This is a genomic window from Polaribacter sp. MED152 (assembly GCF_000152945.2).
In the GTDB taxonomy this organism is placed as follows: Bacteria; Bacteroidota; Bacteroidia; order Flavobacteriales; family Flavobacteriaceae; genus Polaribacter.
In genome coordinates, this window is sequence record NC_020830.1 from 556232 (window position 1) to 577132 (window position 20901).

19 protein-coding genes are annotated in these 20901 nt (G+C 31.1%); 12 read left to right on the forward strand and 7 right to left on the reverse strand.

Features of this window, described 5'->3' with window-relative positions; all coding sequences use genetic code 11:
• The first annotated feature begins 2 nt into the window (after positions 1-2).
• The 7 genes from argC (at position 3) to argH (ending at position 7079) form a co-directional block, all read left to right on the forward strand.
• Positions 3-980, forward strand: a complete 978-nt coding sequence (gene argC / locus MED152_RS02605; protein ID WP_015480297.1) for an N-acetyl-gamma-glutamyl-phosphate reductase — start codon at positions 3-5, stop codon at positions 978-980.
• A gap of 100 nt (positions 981-1080) precedes the next feature.
• The gene (proC, locus tag MED152_RS02610; protein ID WP_015480298.1) at positions 1081-1881 is read left to right on the forward strand and encodes a pyrroline-5-carboxylate reductase; all 801 of its coding nucleotides are present in this window, start codon (positions 1081-1083) and stop codon (positions 1879-1881) included.
• Complete coding sequence (locus MED152_RS02615; protein ID WP_015480299.1) at positions 1878-3002, forward strand: aspartate aminotransferase family protein; 1125 nt, start codon at positions 1878-1880, stop codon at positions 3000-3002. Before proC ends, MED152_RS02615 begins: the two co-directional genes overlap by 4 nt.
• The gene (locus tag MED152_RS02620; protein ID WP_015480300.1) at positions 3002-3940 is read left to right on the forward strand and encodes an N-acetylornithine carbamoyltransferase; all 939 of its coding nucleotides are present in this window, start codon (positions 3002-3004) and stop codon (positions 3938-3940) included. Before MED152_RS02615 ends, MED152_RS02620 begins: the two co-directional genes overlap by 1 nt.
• Positions 3933-4715: an acetylglutamate kinase gene (argB, locus tag MED152_RS02625; RefSeq protein ID WP_015480301.1), complete on the forward strand. Its 783-nt coding sequence runs from the start codon at positions 3933-3935 to the stop codon at positions 4713-4715. Before MED152_RS02620 ends, argB begins: the two co-directional genes overlap by 8 nt.
• 2 nt (positions 4716-4717) lie before the next feature.
• Positions 4718-5791 (forward strand): M20 family metallo-hydrolase, encoded by a 1074-nt coding sequence (locus MED152_RS02630; RefSeq protein WP_041383810.1) that lies wholly within the window; start codon positions 4718-4720, stop codon positions 5789-5791.
• Between the two features lie 10 nt (positions 5792-5801).
• Positions 5802-7079 carry an argininosuccinate lyase gene (gene argH / locus MED152_RS02635; RefSeq protein WP_015480303.1) on the forward strand — a complete coding sequence of 426 codons (1278 nt, stop codon included), beginning with the start codon at positions 5802-5804 and terminating at the stop codon, positions 7077-7079.
• On the opposite strand, the gene MED152_RS02640 is transcribed toward argH, so the two are convergent.
• The 5 genes from MED152_RS02640 to MED152_RS02660 all read right to left on the reverse strand — a co-directional run bounded on the left by MED152_RS02640 (position 7071) and on the right by MED152_RS02660 (position 11970).
• Positions 7071-8222 carry a lycopene cyclase family protein gene (locus tag MED152_RS02640; protein WP_015480304.1) on the reverse strand — a complete coding sequence of 384 codons (1152 nt, stop codon included), beginning with the start codon at positions 8220-8222 and terminating at the stop codon, positions 7071-7073. The two genes, argH and MED152_RS02640, sit on opposite strands and share 9 nt — an antisense overlap.
• Before the next feature lie 36 nt (positions 8223-8258).
• Positions 8259-8702, reverse strand: a complete 444-nt coding sequence (locus tag MED152_RS02645) for a sterol desaturase family protein (RefSeq protein WP_041383323.1) — start codon at positions 8700-8702, stop codon at positions 8259-8261.
• A 1-nt stretch (position 8703) separates the two neighbouring features.
• The gene (locus MED152_RS02650) at positions 8704-9546 is read right to left on the reverse strand and encodes a phytoene/squalene synthase family protein (protein ID WP_015480306.1); all 843 of its coding nucleotides are present in this window, start codon (positions 9544-9546) and stop codon (positions 8704-8706) included.
• 1 nt (position 9547) lies between these two features.
• The gene (locus tag MED152_RS02655; RefSeq protein WP_015480307.1) at positions 9548-11014 is read right to left on the reverse strand and encodes an NAD(P)/FAD-dependent oxidoreductase; all 1467 of its coding nucleotides are present in this window, start codon (positions 11012-11014) and stop codon (positions 9548-9550) included.
• Between the two features lie 62 nt (positions 11015-11076).
• Complete coding sequence (locus MED152_RS02660; protein WP_015480308.1) at positions 11077-11970, reverse strand: MerR family transcriptional regulator; 894 nt, start codon at positions 11968-11970, stop codon at positions 11077-11079.
• A gap of 119 nt (positions 11971-12089) precedes the next feature.
• On the opposite strand from MED152_RS02660, the gene MED152_RS02665 reads away from it, so the two are divergent.
• Both MED152_RS02665 and MED152_RS02670 read left to right on the forward strand, forming a co-directional pair.
• Positions 12090-12584: an RNA polymerase sigma factor gene (locus tag MED152_RS02665; protein ID WP_015480309.1), complete on the forward strand. Its 495-nt coding sequence runs from the start codon at positions 12090-12092 to the stop codon at positions 12582-12584.
• Positions 12585-12587: 3 nt separating this feature from the next.
• Positions 12588-13229 (forward strand): hypothetical protein, encoded by a 642-nt coding sequence (locus MED152_RS02670; RefSeq protein ID WP_015480310.1) that lies wholly within the window; start codon positions 12588-12590, stop codon positions 13227-13229.
• 38 nt (positions 13230-13267) lie between these two features.
• Here the strand turns inward: MED152_RS02670 and MED152_RS02675 are convergent, their stop codons facing one another.
• Positions 13268-14287, reverse strand: a complete 1020-nt coding sequence (locus MED152_RS02675; protein WP_015480311.1) for a low specificity L-threonine aldolase — start codon at positions 14285-14287, stop codon at positions 13268-13270.
• Positions 14288-14306: 19 nt separating this feature from the next.
• The gene (locus MED152_RS02680) at positions 14307-16721 is read right to left on the reverse strand and encodes a zinc-dependent metalloprotease (protein WP_015480312.1); all 2415 of its coding nucleotides are present in this window, start codon (positions 16719-16721) and stop codon (positions 14307-14309) included.
• Positions 16722-16806: 85 nt separating this feature from the next.
• On the opposite strand from MED152_RS02680, the gene prfB reads away from it, so the two are divergent.
• The 3 genes from prfB (at position 16807) to MED152_RS02695 (ending at position 20827) form a co-directional block, all read left to right on the forward strand.
• A complete protein-coding gene (gene prfB, locus MED152_RS02685) occupies positions 16807-17910 on the forward strand; it encodes a peptide chain release factor 2 (protein WP_015480313.1) in 1104 nt (367 codons plus the stop codon).
• A gap of 24 nt (positions 17911-17934) precedes the next feature.
• Positions 17935-18276 carry an arsenate reductase (glutaredoxin) gene (gene arsC, locus MED152_RS02690; protein ID WP_015480314.1) on the forward strand — a complete coding sequence of 114 codons (342 nt, stop codon included), beginning with the start codon at positions 17935-17937 and terminating at the stop codon, positions 18274-18276.
• Positions 18277-18367: 91 nt separating this feature from the next.
• Positions 18368-20827: an outer membrane beta-barrel family protein gene (locus MED152_RS02695; RefSeq protein ID WP_015480315.1), complete on the forward strand. Its 2460-nt coding sequence runs from the start codon at positions 18368-18370 to the stop codon at positions 20825-20827.
• Positions 20828-20901: the final 74 nt, after the last annotated feature.

Here is a 20901-nt window from a genome sequence, read left to right on the forward strand (position 1 = left end):
TTATGTTAGAAGTAGGTATAATTGGTGGTGCAGGTTACACAGCAGGTGAATTAATACGTTTATTATTAAATCACCCAAAAACAAATATCAATTTTGTGTTTAGTACTTCTAATGCTGGCAATAAATTGTATAAAGTTCATCAAGATTTAATAGGAGCTACAGAAATTAGTTTTTCAAGCGAAATAAATGCTGATGTAGATGTATTGTTTCTTTGCTTAGGACATGGAAATTCAACTGCTTTTTTACAAAAAAACAGCTTTTCAAAAAATACAAAAATTATAGATTTAAGTAATGATTTTAGATTACTTGACGATAAAAATTTTGAGGGTAAAGAGTTTGTTTATGGTTTGCCTGAGTTAAACAAAAAAGCAATTCAATCTACTAATTACATTGCGAATCCCGGTTGTTTTGCTACAGCTTTACAGTTGGCTATTTTACCTTTAGCTTCTCATGGATTATTAAAAAATGATGTTCATATTAATGCTGTAACTGGTGCAACTGGTGCAGGAACGTCATTAACTGCAACTACGCATTTTACTTGGAGAGACAATAATTTTTCCCATTACAAAGCATTTAATCATCAGCATTTAGGCGAAATAAACCAAACAGTTCATCAGTTACAATCTGATTTTAAAAGTGAGATAAATTTTATGCCAAATAGAGGCGATTTCTCAAGAGGAATTTTTGCGACTACATACACAAAATGTGATGAACCTCTAGAGGAAGTCATAAAAATGTATGAAGCGTACTATAAAGATGCTGCCTTTACATTTGTTACCAACCAAAATTTATTTTTAAAACAAGTGGTGAATACCAACAATTGTTTTATTCAACTAGAAAAACATGGTGAAAAATTATTAATCACTAGTATGATAGATAATTTATTAAAAGGAGCTTCTGGTCAAGCCATTCAAAACATGAATTTGATGTATGGTTTTCAAGAAGATACAGGTTTAAAATTAAAGGCAAATTATTTTTAAGCCCTGCAAAAGCTTTACATACTGAACTTGTTTCAGTATCTAATTATTAACAGTTTTAACTTTTGAAAAATTTCAACTTTAAAACTCTGAAATACAAAAAATGAAAATAGCAATTATAGGTACAGGGAATTTAGGTAAATCAATTGCCAAAGGTTTAATCACCAACAATGCAATTACATCTTTATACTTAACCAAAAGAAATATTGAAGGACTTGCTGAATTTGATGGATATTCAAACGTCTTTTTAACCATAGACAATATAACTGCAGTAAAAAATTCTGATATATTGATTTTTGCAGTGCAACCTGCACATTTTGAAAATATTCTAAAAGATATTAAACCTCATTTAACAGAAAAGCATGTTGTAATTTCTACGATAACCGGTTTCTTAATTCCGCAAATTGAAGAAGAAATTGGTGCAGATAAATATATAATACGTGCCATGCCAAATACAGCCATTGCTGTTGGTAAGTCTATGACCTGTTTATGTAGCAATACACAAGGAGAAAAAAGAATACCAATTGCAGAAGCTATTTTTAATAGATTAGGCCATTCTTTAAGTATACCAGAATCTCAAATGCAAGCTGCAACTGTAGTTTGTGCAAGTGGAATTGCATTTTGGATGCGTTTAATTCGTGCTACAACTCAAGCAGCTATACAATTAGGTTTTGATGCAAAAGAGGCACAAGAATTAGCCATGTTTACCAGTGAAGGTGCAGCCAATTTATTGATAACAAATGGCAATCATCCTGAAGAAGAAATTGATAGAGTAACAACACCTAAAGGTTGTACTATAGAAGGATTGAATGAAATGGAACATAAAGGTTTAAGCTCTTCATTAATTCAAGGTATGGTTGCATCTTTCAATAAAATTAACAATATTAAAAAAGAACAAATATGAGTTTATTTAATGTTTACCCTTTGTTCGATATTACCCCAGTAAAAGCAAAAGATGTTTTTGTATACGATGAGAATAATACTCAATATTTAGATTTGTATGGTGGTCATGCAGTAATATCAATTGGGCATTCGCATCCTAAATATGTAGCTGCAATTTCTGATCAAGTTTCAAAAATGGGATTTTATAGTAACTCTATTCAGAATCCTCTACAGTCTAATTTGGCAAAGAAAATAGTTTCACTTTCTGGCTGTAAAGATTACACGTTATTTTTATGTAATTCAGGTGCAGAAGCCAACGAAAATGCTTTAAAATTAGCTTCATTTCACAATCAGAAACATAAAGTTATTGCCTTTAAAAATGGTTTTCATGGTAGAACATCTGCTGCAGTTGCAGCTACAGATAATCAAAAAATTATTGCGCCTTTAAATGCACAACAAGAAGTAGAAATTTTAGAGTTGGGCGATTTAAAAGGTTTAGAAACTGCATTAAGAAAGAACGATGTTTGTGCTGTAATCATTGAATTTATTCAGGGTGTTGGTGGTTTAGACCAAAGTACAGCTGAATTTTATGAAGGTGCAGACGCTCTATGCAAAAAATACAATACCTGTTTTATAGCAGATGAAGTGCAATCTGGTTTTGGTAGATCTGGAGATTTCTTCGCTTTCCAAAAATTTAAAGTTACTCCTGATATTATTTCAATTGCAAAAGGAATGGGTAATGGATTTCCTATTGGCGGAATTCTAATTCACCTAAATATAAAAGCATCTTTTGGTTTATTAGGTACAACCTTTGGTGGAAATCACCTAGCCTCTGTTGCCTGCACAACTGTTTTAGAAGTGATAGAGGAAGAAAAGTTGATGGAAAATGTAAAGATGATTTCAAAATACTTTGTTGAGAAAGCCAAAAGCATTCCTGAAATTAAAAATATAAAAGGCCGTGGTTTAATGTTAGGTTTAGAGTTCGATGCACCTATTGCAGACTTAAGAAAAAGACTAATATTCAATCAACATGTTTTTACAGGGAGTGCAAAGAATCCTAATTTGTTAAGAATTCTTCCTCCTTTAACACTAAAAAAAGAACATGTAGATGCATTTTTTGATGCTTTAAAATCTGAGTTATAATGAAAAAGTACACTTCTATAAATGATATTTCAGATATCAATGATTGGATAGCTGAAGCCAAAGAATTAAAAGCAAATCCGCTTCAAAATATCGAAATTGGTAAAAATAAAACCTTAGGATTATTATTTTTTAATTCGAGTTTAAGAACTAGACTCAGCACTCAAAAAGCTGCATTAAATTTAGGTATGGAGCCTATAGTGATGAATGTTTCTGGTGATGCTTGGGGCATTGAATTTGAAGATGGTACAGTTATGAATGGTTCTACAGCTGAGCACATAAAAGAGGCTGCTGCTGTTGTTTCTCAATATTGTGATGTAATTGCTGTAAGAGCTTTTCCAAGTTTAACAGACAAACAAAAAGATGAATCTGAACAAGTTTTAAGCGCATTTGTAAAACATGCTTCAGTGCCTATTATAAGTATGGAAAGCGCTACAGGTCATCCTTTACAAGGCTTAACAGATGCAATAACCATATCTGAAAATTGCAAGAAGAAAAAGGTAAAAGTGGTTTTAAGTTGGGCACCTCATATAAAACCTTTGCCACATGCAGTAGCGAATAGTTTTACACAAGCTATGCAAAAAATGGATGTTGAATTTGTTATTGCAAATCCTAAAGGATATAATCTTAACAAAGAAATTACAAAGGACACACCTATTTATCACAATCAAGAAGAAGCTTTTAAAAATGCTGATTTTGTTTACGCTAAAAATTGGAGTTCTTATGAATCTTATGGAGAAATTTTAGATGTTGATGATAATTGGACCATCACCAAAGACAAAATTGGTGATGCAAAATTTATGCACTGCTTACCTGTAAGAAGAAACGTAGTAGTAGAAGATGCTGTTTTAGATTCCGATAATTCTTTAGTTATAAAACAGGCAAACAATAGAACCTATGCAGCACAATTGGTGCTGAAAAAAATATTAGAGAATGTCTAGAACTAAATTATCCATAATTAAAATTGGTGGAAATATAATTGAAGATGAACAAGCTTTAAATACTTTCCTTTCCATATTTTCAAATATAGAAGGTAAAAAAATATTGGTTCATGGAGGAGGAAAACGTGCAACACACATTGCCTCAAAATTAGGCATTGCCTCTAAAATGATTGATGGTAGAAGAATTACTGATGCAGAGACTTTAGAAGTTATAACTATGGTTTATGGCGGTTTAGTAAACAAAAATATAGTTGCTAAATTGCAAGCGCTTCAAGAGGATGCAATTGGTTTAACTGGTGCAGACATTAATAGTATTCAGTCTGATAAAAGACCTGTTAAAGAAATTGATTACGGATTTGTAGGTGATGTAAAACAAATCGCATCAAACTCCATAAATAAATTACTTCAAGCTGACTTTACACCTGTTTTTTGTGCTATAACACATGATGGAAAAGGACAATTATTAAACACAAATGCTGATACCATTGCAAGTACAATTGCAGCAGGTATGAGTGCAATCTATGAAACATCCATTTATTATTGTTTTGAATTAAATGGCGTTTTAAAAGATTTTAATGATAAAGAATCTGTAATTAAAAACATAGATTATAATTCTTATAAAGACTTGCTTCAAAAAGGTGTCATTTCAGATGGCATGATTCCGAAATTAGACAATTGTTTTGATGCCCTAAAAAACGGAGTTACAAAAGTTCATATTGGTAATGCATCAATGTTAACGAAGGAAAACAATAATTATACAACCATAACCTTATAATGATAACTATAGATAAATTAACGGAAAAAGCAATTTCACTTTTAAAAAGTTTAATTGAAACGCAATCTTTTTCATCCGAAGAAGAACAAACTGCAGCATTAATTGAAGCTTGGTTTCAAGAGTTTAATATTCCTTTTAATAGAACCAAAAACAATGTTTGGGCTACAAATAAACATTTTACAAAAGGCAAACCAACATTACTATTAAATTCTCATCACGATACTGTAAAACCGAATTCTGCTTACACTAATGATCCTTTTAAAGCCATTGTAGAAGGAGATAAATTATATGGCTTAGGCTCTAATGATGCAGGTGGTTGTTTGGTTTCGTTAATTGCAACATTTACCATTTTTTACGCCAATGAAAATTTAAATTATAACTTGGTTATGGTAGCTTCTGCAGAAGAAGAAAGTTCAGGCCCTAATGGATTAAATAGCATGTTATCCATTATTCCTCACATAGACGTTGCCATTGTTGGTGAGCCAACCTTAATGAATTTAGCAGTTGCTGAAAAAGGTTTGGTAGTTTTTGATGCCAAAGTTGAGGGCACACCAAGTCATGCTGCACACCCAAATAATAACAATTCTATTTACAATACAATCGAAGTTTTACAGTGGTTCAAAGATTTTAAATTTAAAAAATCTTCTGAGGCTTTAGGTGATGTAAAAATGACTGTAACCCAAATAAACGCAGGTAAACAACATAATGTAGTTCCTGCTCACGTAGATTTGGTAGTAGATGTTCGTGTAAATGATGCGTATTCAAATCAAGAAATTGCAACTATCTTAAAAGAGCAATCTCCTTGCTCAGAGATTGTTCCTAGAAGTTTACGACTAAACTCTTCTTCTATTTCTTCAAATCATGATTTGGTAAAAGCGGGTATTGCAATGGGTAGAGAAACCTATGGCTCTCCCACACTTTCAGATCAATCTGTGTTAACTTGCCAGTCTTTAAAATTAGGACCTGGAGATAGTACAAGATCTCATTCTGCAAACGAATTTATATACATTTCAGAAATTGAAGAAGGAATAAAAATTTATATAGAATTGCTTAATAGAGTAATTCTAAAACAATAAAATTAAAATTATGAAACTTTGGGATAAAGGGTTTTCTATAGACAAACAAATAGAAAATTTTACAGTAGGTAATGATAGAGAAATTGATATGCATATTGCAAAATATGATGTTCAAGCTTCCATAGCACATGCAATAATGCTGGAATCTATTGGTATTATTACAGTTAATGAATTAGCTGACTTAAAAAAAGGCTTAAACGAATTAGCTACAGATATTGAAGAAGGAACATTTGTCATTGAACCTTCTTTTGAAGATGTTCACTCCAAAATTGAATGGGAATTAACCAATAAACTAGGTGAAGTTGGTAAAAAAATACACACAGCACGTTCTAGAAATGATCAAGTTTTAGTAGCATTACAATTATATTATAAAGAAAATTTAGCTATTGTTAATGGTAAAGTAAAATCACTTTTTGATACATTGTTAGATCTTGCAGAAACACATAAAGATTCATTATTACCTGGCTATACACATTTACAAGTGGCAATGCCATCTTCTTTTGGGTTATGGTTTTCTGCTTATGCTGAGTTATTAATTGACGATGTATATGTACTAAATACGGTTTCTAAAGTTGTAGACCAAAACCCTTTAGGCTCTGCTGCAGGTTATGGAAGCTCCTTCCCTATTGATAGAGAATTAACCACCAAAGAATTAGAGTTTGCAACTTTAAAATATAATGTAGTTGCAGCTCAGTTAAGTAGAGGTAAAAGTGAACGTTCAATTGCTGCTGCATTAGGAGGTTTATGTAATACATTAGCGCGTTTTTCTATGGATGTATGTTTGTATATGAGCCAAAATTTTAATTTTATTTCTTTTCCTGATGAATTAACTACAGGAAGTAGCATTATGCCTCACAAGAAAAATCCTGATGTGTTTGAATTAATTCGTGGAAAATGTAATAAAATTCAAGCTTTACATTCAGAAATGTTATTAATAACAAACAATTTACCTACAGGATATCATAGAGATTTTCAACTATTGAAAGAAAATATCATTGCTGCTTTTGAAGATGTAAAAGACATATTAGACATTTTTAATTACTCAATTCAACAAGTAATTGTAAAAGATATTGATTTAAATGATGAGAAATATCAATATTTATTTACGGTAGATTCTATTAATAATTTAGTGGTTGAGGGCATGTCATTTAGAGAAGCTTATCAAAAAATTGGTGGCCAAGTGCAAGAAGGAACATACAAACCAGATTTAGGCAAGCAACATACACATTTAGGTAGCATTCACAATTTAGGCTTAGATAAAATTAAGGCCAAATATCCTTTAAAATAGTCGCTTTAATAAAGCTTTAGAAAACAAAACAGTTGGCATTTTAGAGAATATTTTTAATTCTTCTGCAAAGTTTGTTTCCTCATCTAAGAATTTAAAAATTAGTTGAGGAGATATACTTTTAAACATTTTAGAAAATATGACTGCTCCTAATTGGTTTTTCTGTGATAAAATATCCAACAAAAGTAAATCGTAAAACCAAAAACGATTGGTTTTATAAAATGTATTTAATGGCTTCTGTTGTTTTAAATGCTGTATTAAATTGGTTGTTTTCTTATCGATATTCTTAAAAGTAAAACCTGTACTAGCTTTACTCCAACCACCTGCAGTACCTATATGAATGATATTTTTGGAATTTGATTTCCAAAATTTAAACGATGTCATTGGTATAGAGCCTTGCTCCTTCTCTATAATTTCATAATCTGTAATATTTTTTTCTTGCAGATATTCTTTTATCGCGTCTGTGTAAGTTTCGTACTTTAAAAGATCTTTAGAAAATAAAGTATATTCAAAAAGCGCTTCATCTTTTGCATATGGCAATATATACATGAATCTCGTATTTCCTTTTTGCGGAATTGTAAAATCCATAAAAGTAGCTGACGAATCATCAAAAACAGGAGATTTTGTTTTTACAAAATAACCTACAAAATGTTGCTGTAAAACTGGATATTGCTCTTGTTTTTTATAAGCATCAGAAAATAAAATACTGTTAATTACATTTTGAGAACTGTAAGTACTCAATTCCGTAATTACTTTACCTAAATTGGTTTCTTGCTGTACTTGTTTAACAGATTCTGTTTTGAACTCAATATTTTCATGCTTGGAAATTTCGACCCATATTTTATCATAGAAGTCGGTACTTCTAATCATTTTGTAATGATAAGGTTTAATTGATAAAGTTTTAGCAATTCTATCGCCTTTGAATATGATTGACCCCCAAGAGTGGTTTAAGATTGCATCCCAATCACCTTTTTTGTTTTCCCAAAAACACCAAGTTCTATCATTTCCTGTTTTTTTTACTTTATCTAAAATTAAAATTTTCTTGTTATTAAAATAAGCATCCTTGCTCATCCTATAGGCCATCATTAAACCAGAGGCACCAGCACCAACAATGATATAATCGTAATTTTTTGTTGATGAGTTCAAAGTAAATAAAGTAAAATAAGATTTAAAAAAGCGGTACTAGTTTTTATACTGTTTAAAGTATTTTAAAGGTACAAATAACATTCCAAAACATTGGCTATCTTCTTTGCCCATATTTTTATGATGGATTTTATGTGCTTTACGCAAACCCTTTAAGTACCAATTATTGGTGTTTTTAAACCATTTAAAACGTTGGTGAATTAGTACATCATGTACCAAAAAATAGGCGATTCCATAACATAATATACCTAAACCAACAAAAGTTAAATAATTGTAATTATCGTAACTACCAAAATAAAATAATGCCATGCTTGGTATTGCAAATATTACAAAAAAGGCGTCATTTTTCTCGAAACCATTGTATTTAGGCTGATGATGATCTTCATGCAAATACCATCCAAAACCGTGCATCACATATTTATGTGTACACCAAGTTATACATTCCATCAACAAAAAAACACCCAACGTAACTAAAAGGAGCATACTAAATAATGTTCAATTTGTATTTCACATAACTTCTAGCCAACAAATTTATTTTCATTGGGTCAGAAATCCTAATCCTTGTATCCATAATTTTTTCTGATGGTACAGCTTTTAGTTTCTTTAGTAATCTTCTGTAATATCTGTAAGCCATGTATACTCCGAATTTAGCTTCCACAGGTAATTTTAAAATTCCATGTGTATACGCATAATCGAAATCGGCTTCTATTTCATCTATAATAAGTTGTTTAGAAATGGCATTTAACTGCCCTAAATCTACATTAGGAAAGTAAGATCTATTTAACAATTCAAAATCATCCTTTAAATCACGTAAAAAGTTTACCTTCTGAAAAGCAGATCCTAAACGCATTGCAGCATCTTTTAACTCATTGTATCTTTTTTCATCACCATCTACAAAGACCTTTAAGCACATTAAACCAACTACATCTGCAGATCCATAAATGTACTCATCATACTCTGCTTTCGTTTCATACTGTGTTTTATGCAAGTCAGCTTTCATACTTTTCAAAAAAGCCTGAACCATTTCTTCTGGTATGTTATACCTGTTTACAGTTTGTTGAAATGAATTTAAAATAGGATTTAAACTTATTCCTTGTTCTTTAGACATGTAATAATCACGTTCAAAATGAGCCATCAACTCTTCTTTATTGTAATCGTGAAATGTATCTACAATTTCATCTGCAAAACGAACAAAACCATAGATATTGTAAATGTCTGCTCTAATTTTTGGTGACAGCATATTCACAGCCAAAGAGAATGAAGTACTATAACTTTTTGTAACCAATTTGCTACAATCGTTAGAGACACTGTCAAATAATTCTTTCATGTTACTTGTGATTTTTATTAATTAAATCTGATGCTATTTTACCTGATATTAATGCTGGAGGAACTCCTGGACCAGGAACTGTTAACTGACCAGTAAAATACAAATTACTTACTTTACTACTTTTTATTTTTGGTCTTAGAAAAGCAGTCTGCAACAGCGTATTTGCCATTCCATAAGCATTGCCTTTGTAAGAATTATATTCTTCTTCGAAGTCTTTTACACAAAAAGATCGTTTAAAGATAACACTTTTTCTAATGTCTTGATTTGTTAATTTTTCAAATCGGTTCATTATTTTCTCAAAATACGCTTCTCTCAACTCCTCTGTATCTTCAATTCCAGGTGCTAAAGGAATTAAAAAGAAACCTGCTTCTTTACCTTCTGGTGCAGATGTTTTGTCTGTCATCGAAGTAAAGTTGGCATAAAACAAAGGTGCTGTAGGCCATTTAGGTTGATCATAAATTTCTTCTGCATGCTTGTCAAAATCGGTATCAAAGAATAATGTGTGATGACTCGCGTTTTTTATTTTCTTATCAAAACCAACATAAAATAATAATGAAGATGGTGCAAAAGTTTTCTTAGCCCAATATTTTTCTGAATATTGTCTTAAATTGTCGTTCAACAAGGTTTCTGTATGATGATAATCTGCCCCACTTAAAACCAAATCAGTTTTAATTTCTTTTCCATTTACTAGTAAACCCTTAACAGCATTATTATCATCAGTAATAATTTTTTCTACGTTTGCATCAACCTGAAAATGAACACCTAAAGAAGTTGCCAATGAAACCATTCCTTCAACCACTTTAAACATTCCTCCTCTTGGATGCCAAGTTCCAAGACCAAAATCTGCATAATTCATAAAATTATAGAAAGCTGGAGTATTACTTGGTTTTGCACCTAAAAATAATACTGGGAATTCTAAAATTTCAATAAGCTTTTCATTCTTTATATTCTTACGAACTTGTTTTCTGATTGTTGAAAAGAATTGAGTAACTCTTGCAATAGTGGTAGAATTTACCAGCTCTAAAGGAGAAATCCCTGGTTTGTAAACCAAATCTTTTATGGCAGTATCATAATTTGCCTTAGCTGAATCTAAAAATGACTTCAGATGCTTAGAACTGCCTTTTTCTACACTCTCAAACAATTCGTAAATTTCCTCTAATTTATCAGAAATCTTAATAGAATCGTTTTCTCCAAAGTAGACTTCATAACCAGGACTCAATTTATCTAACGTATAATAGTCTGAGGGCTTCTTACCAAAATCTGCAAAAAATCGCTCAAAAACATCTGGCATCCAATACCAAGATGGTCCAAGATCGAAAGTAAAACCATCTTTTTTGAACTGCCTAGCTCTACCTCCAAGCGTATCGTTTTTTTCTAATACAGTAACATTATAACCTTCTTTTGATAAATAACAAGATGCTGCTAAAGAAGAAAAACCAGAACCAATTATATAGATATTCTTACCCATGGAAAATATTTGTTCAACAAATATAAATATTAATTAAACAGTTTATAAAGTTTATTATTTTTTTATAAGACTTTTAACAAATCAGGTATTGAATCATACAATTTAATATTATCATTCAATTCTAAGTGCTTAATCTTCTCAATTTTTCTACCAACAGCTATAAATTGATTGTTGGTATTTTGCATTACTTCACCTATTTCACTAAAATATTGTTCTACCTTATCATCATAAGGCTGAATAGTTAAGGAAGAAATAAAACAAATTTCTCTATCGCCTTCTAAGAAATAATTCAAGTTATTTAAAGGCAAACTTTGCCCCAAATAAATGGTATGAAAACCTCTTAACACTAACTCATAGTTTAAATATAGTAAACCTAATTCATGAATTTCGTTTTCCGGAAGAAATAAAACAAAAGTTTTATTCGTGTTACTAATACTATACTGCAGTTTTTCTGTATTAAGTTGTATTTTTTGAGCTATTAAATTAGATATAAAATGCTCATGAGCAGGTAGTAAAGTTTCTGTATGCCACAACAAACCAATATGATCTAAAAACGGAATGAACACATCTTTAAAAATTTCTCTAAAGGTTTTTTTATGTAACAATTTATGATAAGTATTGTTAAACAACACTTTATCAAACTGAAACATAGAAACTTTAAAGGTATTAATAGCTTCATCATTAGTAGCAATACTAAAGGCCAATTCACGAGATTGAGAAGTTATCTCATCATCAGACATTGCAGCTATTTTAGAAATTTTATAGTTGTTTTTGTTTAATAAAACGATATTTAGAAGCTTTGTTAAATTCTCTGGTGTGTAAAATCTTATATTTGTCTCGGTTCTTTTTGGCGTTAATAGATTATATCTTTTTTCCCAAATTCGAATTGTATGTGCCTTGATACCAGAAATGTTTTCAAGGTCCTTAATTGTAAAATCTTGCTTTATATTGTTCAATTTATATCTATTTGAGTTAAACAAATTTACAAAAAATAACGCTCTTAAAATATTTTTTAAGAAAAATGTAACAAATTAATAATTTAAGCTACCTATAGTTAACTAACTAATTTAAAGAAGTGCAGAAAGATTTAGAGGCTAAATTTTTATCGGACTTTGAAACAAATCAAAATATTGCGCATAAAATTTGTAGATTATATACTACAAATAGAGAGGCTCATAATGATTTGTTTCAAGAAATAACCATTCAACTTTGGAAAAACTATCCAAAGTTTAGAGGAGATTCTAAATTTAGTACTTGGATGTACAGAGTTGCCTTAAACACTGCAATTTCTTTATATAGAAAATCAACAAGAAGAGTTAAAACACAAGATATAAGTGACTTTGCATACAAAATAAAGTCACAAGATTATGATGATACAGAAGAATTACAGCTTAAAGCCTTGTATAAAGCTGTGCATCAATTAAATGATATTGATAAGGCCCTTATTTTTCTTTACTTGGAAGATAAGCCCTATAAAGAGATCTCTGAAACGTTAGGAATAACTTCTGTAAATGCAAGAGTTAAAATGAACAGAGCTAAGGAGAAATTAAAAAACATACTAAACCCATAGTTTATGGATGTATTAGACAATTACAAAAAAGCCTGGGAGAATCAACCAGAGGAATCAAATAAGGTTTCTAGTGTAGAAATCTACAAGATGGCGCATTCCAAATCTTCATCTATTGTAAAATGGATTTTTATAATTGGTATTTTAGAATTTATTTTTTGGGGTGCTATTAATTTAACTATTCCTGATAGTTTCTATAAAGTGTATGAAGACTTAGATTTAATGGAGTATTTAAACTTCTTTATGATTCTACACTATGTAGTAATCGCTATTTTCTTATACCTGTTTTACGTGAATTTTAAACGTGTATCTCTAGTAGATAATACCAAGAAACTAATTAATCGAATCTTAAAAATTAGAAAAACCGTTAAATATTACGTTTTCTACAACCTAGCCACTGTATTTTTAGGAAGTATTATATTAAATGTTATTATGTTTTCTGATAATAACAAGCTAATGAAAGTCATGAATCCTGATAACTTAGCTTTAGACATTAAACAAGTAATTACAATTACTGTTATTAGTCAAGTTATAGCCTTATTTATTATTTTGGTATTGCTTTGGTTGTTTTATAAACTGGTTTACGGAATTCTTTTAAAGAAATTAAACAAGAACTACAAAGAGCTTCTTAAACTGAACGAAAACTAATAAAAAACTCCTTTGCTTGGCAAAGGAGTTTTTTATTTTTAGAAGTTTTTAAGTTCTTTTAGTAAAATTTCATGCATTGCATCTGTATAATCTAAATGGGTTACAATTCTAATTTTACCTTCGCCCATTGGCGTTAATAAGATATCCTTTTTCGCCATTTTCTCAATAAAATGATCTGCTCCTATTTTATCATCAACATAAAATATTAAGATGTTTGTTTCTACAGGTTCTATTTTTGTGATGTAGGAACATGTTTCTAAAACAGCAGCAATTTCTTTTGCTTTTTTATGATCTTCTGCCAATCGTTCTACATGGTTGTCTAATGCATAATTTGCAGCAGCTGCTAAAAAACCAACCTGCCTCATTCCTCCACCCAACAATTTACGCAAACGCAAAGCTTTTTGCATCATTTCTTTACTACCAATCAACATAGAACCAATGGGTGCTCCTAAACCTTTTGAGAAACAAATAGAAATGGTATCAAACAAAGCTCCATATTGTTTCGGAGTTTCGTTTTTAGCAACTAAAGCATTAAACAAACGTGCTCCATCTAAATGAAAACTTAATTTATTCTTTTTGGCAACTTTATGAATCTTTTCAATTTCTTTAAAATCCCAACATGCACCACCTCCTTTATTAGTAGTGTTTTCCAAACAAATTAAACTGGTATTGGGCAGATAGATTTGTGGTTTTGCAGAGGCGATTTCTTCAATTTGTGCTGCTGTAAACATTCCTCTATTACCATCAATCAATTTACAAGTTACACCAGAATTAAAAGCTACTCCTCCACTTTCGTAATTATATATGTGTGCATATTTATCACAAATAACCAAATCTCCAGGTTGTGTATGTAATTTTATTGCAGTTTGATTTGCCATAGTTCCAGATGGAAAAAAAAGTGCATCTTCCATTCCGAAAAGAGTTGCCACTTTTTGCTCTAATGCATTTACTGTAGGATCCATCTTAAAAACATCATCACCAACATTTGCATTTAGCATGGCCTGCATCATTTCAGGTGTTGGTTTTGTAACTGTATCTGATATTAAATCTATTGTCATTTTTAATTGTACGCTTTAATTAGTTACCAATTGGTGAACCGTCTGGAATTTTAGGTGCAGCCGTTTTCTTGAATGAAGTTGGGTTTTTCATAAAACCATCAATCATTTTTAACATTGCTTGATTGTAAATTTGCTGCACGCCTCTGTCTTTTTTATTTTGATAGATAGTTTTAATCTCACCCAGTTTGTAAGAAGCTATTGCATTCACTTGTTTGTACTGATTTTTATTCGCTGATAAATACATCAATTCTTCTAAAAACTGTAAATTAATTACATTTTGTAATTCTTGATGATAAGAATTTTTCGGATTCACTTTTATGGTATTTTGAATTACAATATCTAGCAATTCTGCAAAACCTAATTGTGATTCGTCTAAACTTTTGTGATTAATAAGTCTAGACATTCTCTGAGGATTTAACAATAAAGAAAAAGTCATTTCAGAGGTAGTTTCCACTGCAGAAAAAGCATCAAAAGCAACACCTAATTTACTTCTAAAGGATTCTCTAGATCGTCCATAACCTATTGCTCTTGGAGGAAATAAAGCCAGTTTTTCTTTAGGAATGGCAATTTCATCTACTTGTACCGTTTTTAGAACGCTAGCCAATGCTTTTCTTTCTTCAGCTCCAGAAACTCGTTTTACGATAGTAGTATTCCCACCTTTTACAGCGTAAGAATAATCTAATCCTCCAATTAACTTAACAGTAGCTTCAGTTTGAAAACGATGCAGAAAATACAAGGGTACAAATACATCTTCTAACACAGAATAAGGTTCACCTATCTTTATATTATCTGCAGAAAAATTAGCGATTGCTGTTTTTCTAACTTCTAAAAGGTTATTTAATTCATCGTAAATAGTACTTCCATTATCCCATAAATGCGCTGTAGCACTTGCACTACCTTGTGGCCTAGCATCTGAATCAGACAAATAACGCATACCATTGTTAAAACCTTGAGTTAAAATGTTGTTTAAAGCTTGATCTTCATTCGTGTTTTCAGGAAAATCTTGATAAGAGTAAGCCACAGTTAGTTTATCCCAATCACCTATTTTGGTGTCATAAGCGTCAGAAAAATCAATTTGACCATTCTTCAACGTAAATTTTGGGTGTGGATAATCCATCACAGAAGTTCTTCCATTTGTACTTGCTGCAAAATTATGAGCAAAACCTAAAGTGTGTCCAATTTCGTGTGCAGACAACTGTCTTATTCTGGCAATTGCCATTTGCAAGGCAAATTCATCATCTGCAGTTTTTGTTTTAAAAGGCGCTTGTAAGGCTTGCGCTATTAAATAATCTTGACGAATTCGTAAACTTCCTAAACTCACATGGCCTTTTATAATTTCACCTGTTCTTGGGTCAGAAATGCTTGCGCCATAACTCCAACCTCTAGTAGATCTATGTACCCACTGTACAACATTATATCTAACATCTAACATGTCTGCACCTTCAGGTAACATTTTAAATTGAAACGCGTTTTTATATCCTGCAGCTTCAAAAGCTTGATTCCACCAACGACCACCATCTAACAAAGCAGAACGTACTGGTTCAGGTGTACCTCTATCTAAATAATAAATAATAGGTTCAACAGGCTCAGACATTGCAGCATCTGGATTTTTTTTAGCCAATCTGTGTCTATAAATAAAACGTTTTGTTAAAGATTCATTTACGGGTGTAGAATAATCTAAATAGCTCATTTGATAAGAACCAGATCTAGGATCAAACTTTCTTGGTTTGTAATTATCATCTGGCAATTCTACAAAAGAATGATGTTGATTTACAGTTACTGCACTTGCATCTGGAGCAACACTTCTAATATTATATCCTTTAGGAGAACCTTTAAAGGTTAGTAAAACATCAAACTCAGAATTTTTAGGAAACGATTTTGTTCGCTCTAAGTTAAAGGCACTTCTACTTTTATCTAAATTATAATTTCCTTGACCTTGTCTTGCTAAACTTCTTGCAACTCCATGTGCATCTCTCATAAAGAAAGAAGTAGCATCTACCAAATGGACATTGTTTTCTGTTTCTTTTACCACAAAACCATGTAAAACCGATTTTGCAAATGCCTCTTTTACTGAGTTTTGCTCTTCTATATTATCTGTAATTGCTCTATAATCTTGATTGGGCTGTACCATCAAAATTTTATTACCTGCTTTTTTAAAATGCACAACTACTCCACCTCCCAATTGTCCTCTATCTAAACCAATATCATTAGACCCTATCCCTTCAGATAGTGATCTTACATAAAGAAAATCAACATTTAATTTATCTATCTGTAAATAAATTTTATCTGAATTTTCATCGTAGTAAAAGGTATAATAACCTGTATATTTTGTAATTCCTTTTTCTAATTTTTTACCAGATTTATCTAAAAAAAACTGAGAGAAACCTTGTAAAGAAAAAGAAACAAATAATAATGTAAGTAGTACTTTTTTCATGAGTAGAATATTTTTATAAAACTATGAAATAAGGAGCAGTTTAAAAACTTGAAATCCTAAAAAATCATTTATTTTTGTTCAACTTATGATTACACAAGACCAACTTAAAGATATTTCAACAAGAATCGATAAATTAAAATCTTATTTAGAGATTGATAAAAAATTGATTGAAATAGCGAATGAAGAAGAGAAAACAGCAAACCCTGATTTTTGGAACGATCCTAAAGCAGCAGAACTTGTAATGAAAGAGTTGCGTTTTAAAAAGAAATGGGTAGAAGACTACAACACCATTATTCGATTGAATGAAGATTTGATTGTTTTTTATGAGTTTTACAAAGAAGATGAAGCTGATGAAAAAGATGTGGTACAGCAATATGAAAAAACCATTGCCTTATTAGAGGATATTGAGTTTAAGAACATGTTGTCTGATGAAGGTGATTCTCTATCTGCAGTAATTCAAATAACTGCTGGTGCTGGAGGAACAGAATCTTGTGACTGGGCAGAAATGCTATTTAGAATGTACACTATGTGGTCTGAAAAGCAAGGCTTTAAACTTAAAACGCTTAATTATCAAGCAGGAGATGCAGCCGGAATTAAAACAGTTACTGTAGAAGTAGAAGGTGATTATGCTTTTGGTTGGTTAAAAGGTGAAAATGGTGTGCACAGATTAGTACGTATTTCTCCTTTCGATTCAAATGCAAAACGTCATACAAGTTTTGCTTCTGTTTATGTGTATCCTGTTGCAGATGATTCTATAGAAATAGATATTAATCCTGCAGACATCGAAATCACGACTGCCAGATCTAGTGGTGCAGGTGGTCAGAACGTAAATAAAGTAGAAACTAAGGTTCAATTAACACACAAGCCTTCAGGTATTCAGATTTCTTGTTCTAACTCTCGTTCACAGCATGACAATAGAGCTACAGCCATGCAAATGCTAAAATCGCAATTGTATGAAATTGAGTTGCAAAAACAGCAAGCTGCCAGAGACGATATTGAGGCTAACAAAATGAAAAATGAATGGGGAAGCCAAATACGTAACTATGTGATGCATCCTTATAAATTGGTAAAAGATGTTAGAACAGCTCACGAAACAGGTAATGTAGATGCTGTTATGGATGGTAATATAAATGCCTTCTTAAAAGCGTATTTAATGTTAAATGGTCAAAAAACTAGTGAATCTTTATAATTAAAGTTCCTAAAAAATAATTACATGATAAAAATATACCATAATCCACGTTGCAGAAAGTCTAGAGAGGGATTACAGCTTTTAGAAAATTCTGGTAAAGAGTTTGAAATTGTTAAATATTTAGAAAATATTCCTACAGAAAACGAATTAAAAGAAATCATTCAGAAACTAAATATTGCTCCCATTGAATTGGTAAGAAAAACCGAAAAAATTTGGAAAGAAGAATACAAGGCTAAGAAATTGACTGATAATGAAATCGTTAAAGCAATGGTGGATAATCCTAAACTAATTGAAAGGCCAATTGTAACTCACAATAACCAAGCAGTAATAGGCAGACCTGTAGAAAATATCACAGCTATTATTTAGTTAAATTATTATAAAATTGTTTAACTTTTTTTTAACTCACTTAAACTTAAAGAAGATGAATCTTTGCAAAACAAACTAAAAAAAACTTGTTTTGACAAAAAAAATTATCCTCCTTCTTTGCTTATTTTTATCGGCAAACCAGTTATTTGCACAAGCTAAATCGAGTGCAGATGAAATTAAAATAACTGGTAAAGTAATTGAGGCTGGTTCTAATATGGCTTTAGAATACGCTACTATTGTTTTAAAAAACACAAAAACCAATGCCATTTCTGGAGGAATTACAGACATGGAGGGTAAATTCAGTATTTCTGCTCCAAAAGCAACCTATGAAATTAGTATAAAGTTTATTTCTTTCAATTCTAAAAACTATCCTGCCAAAAACATTACCTCAGATTTAGATTTGGGAGTGATCAAATTATCAGAAAATTCGAAATCTTTAGACGAAGTAGTTATTGTTGCCGAAAAAACAACCGTAGACATTCGTTTAGATAAAAAAGTTTTTAATATTGGTAAAGACCTATCTATTAGAGGTGGTAATGCTAGTGATGTGTTAGGGAACGTACCCTCAGTACAAGTAGATGTAGAAGGTACAGTGAGTTTAAGAGGTAATGAGAACGTAACTATTTTAATTGATGGTAGACCAAGTGCACTAGTTGGTTTAAATGGTGCTGAGGCCTTAAGACAAATTCCTGCTGAGGCTATAGAAAAGGTAGAAGTTATTACTTCTCCATCTGCCAGATATGATGCAGAAGGTACAGCTGGTATTTTAAATATTATTCTTAGAAAAAATAAATTAACGGGGTTTAATGGCTCTCTTCAATTAGATTTAGGATATCCTGAAAGATTGGGTGCTGCCTTTAATGCAAACTGGAGAACAGAAAAATGGAACTTATTTACCAATACAGGTTTTAGGTATAATGAAACTCCAGGTAATTCTTTAAGTGAATCTAACTTTTTATCTTCTACAGCTCAAAATGCAAGAGTTATAGAACAAAGAAATTTTGGTAGACTAGGTAGATCATTATTCACAAGTTTCGGAGCTGAATATTATTTAACCAAAAGTTCTAGTATTATTGGTAACATCGTATTTAACAGTGGTAATGATGATGATGTAAATACCAACGATATTCAAAGATATGATGCAAATGGTGGTTTAAATGAAGCTACATTTAGAACAGAAAGTGAAGGTGAAGACGAGCAGAGAATACAGTATACTTTAGATTACGTAAATAATTTTGATCAAAAAGGTAGAAAATTATCTGTGAACCTACAGTATTCTACAGAAATGGAAGATATTTTAAATAATATTACTGAGGTAGATACGCAAATCAATGAATTGAATGATTTAGAACAAGTAATTGAAGATCAAGATGAAAATAGAGCTTTATTACAAATAGATTATGTACATCCTGTAGGTGAAAACATTCAGTATGAAGCTGGTTATAGAGGTAACTATAGAGATATTTTCAACAGCTTTTATTTAGCAGAAAGACAAGTTTTTCCTGATGGGCCATTAGTGCCAGATACAGGACTAAACAATTCTTTCAATTACGAAGAATTTGTGAATGCAGCCTATTTTCAATATGGTCAAAAATTCAATAACATTTCTTTACTAGCAGGTTTACGTTATGAGTATACCTCTATAGAAATCGAGCAACAAACAGCTACAACAGTAGATTCTAGAAGTTATGGTAATCTTTTTCCAACCGTCAATTTAGGATATGAGTTTAAAGACGGAGAAAATATTACAATAGGTTATAACCGAAGAATAAGAAGACCAAGAGGACGAAACTTAAATCCTTTTCCTAGTAGATCTAGTGAAGCTAACATTTACACAGGTAATGTTGAGTTAAACCCAGTAATTACGGATGCTGTAGATATTGGATACTTAAAAAGATGGGAGAAATTTACCTTAAGTACTTCATTATATTACAATATTAGTAACGATAATTGGGAAAGAATACAAGAAGATACAGGTGAAGTTACAGATAATGGAGATCCTATTACAAGAAGGTTCCCTATTAACTTATCTACCTCAGAAAGAGTAGGTTTTGAGTTTACCTTGAACTACAGACCATTTAAAATATGGAATATTAATAGTGATTTTAACTTATATCAAGTTACAACAGATGGTGATTATACCAATCCAACTACTAATGTTACTCAAAGTTTCGATTTCGAAAACACTTCTTACTTTATAAGATTGAATCAAAAAATTACTCTAGGTAAAACAGACTTACAAATTAACTCTAATTATAGAGGACCGTCTCAAAATGCACAAACAGAAAGTCAGGGTGTATTTAGCATGAACATTGCTGCAAGTAGAGATTTCTTTGATGAAAAAGCTTCTTTAAGTGTTAACTTTAGCGATGTTTTTAACAGCAGAATTAGTAGAAGAACAACAAACATTCCTGGATTCTTAGATCAGTATTCAGAGTTTCAATGGAGAGAGCCACAATTTAGAGTAAGCTTGGTATATAGATTCAACCAAAAGAAGAAAAGATTTGGCAGAGATAGAGAAGATAATGGTGGAGATGATTTTGAAGAATAGCAAAATCAATAGTATAAAAAACAAAAAACTCGTTCATAAAATGAACGAGTTTTTTTTTATATTAAAAGCTAAAA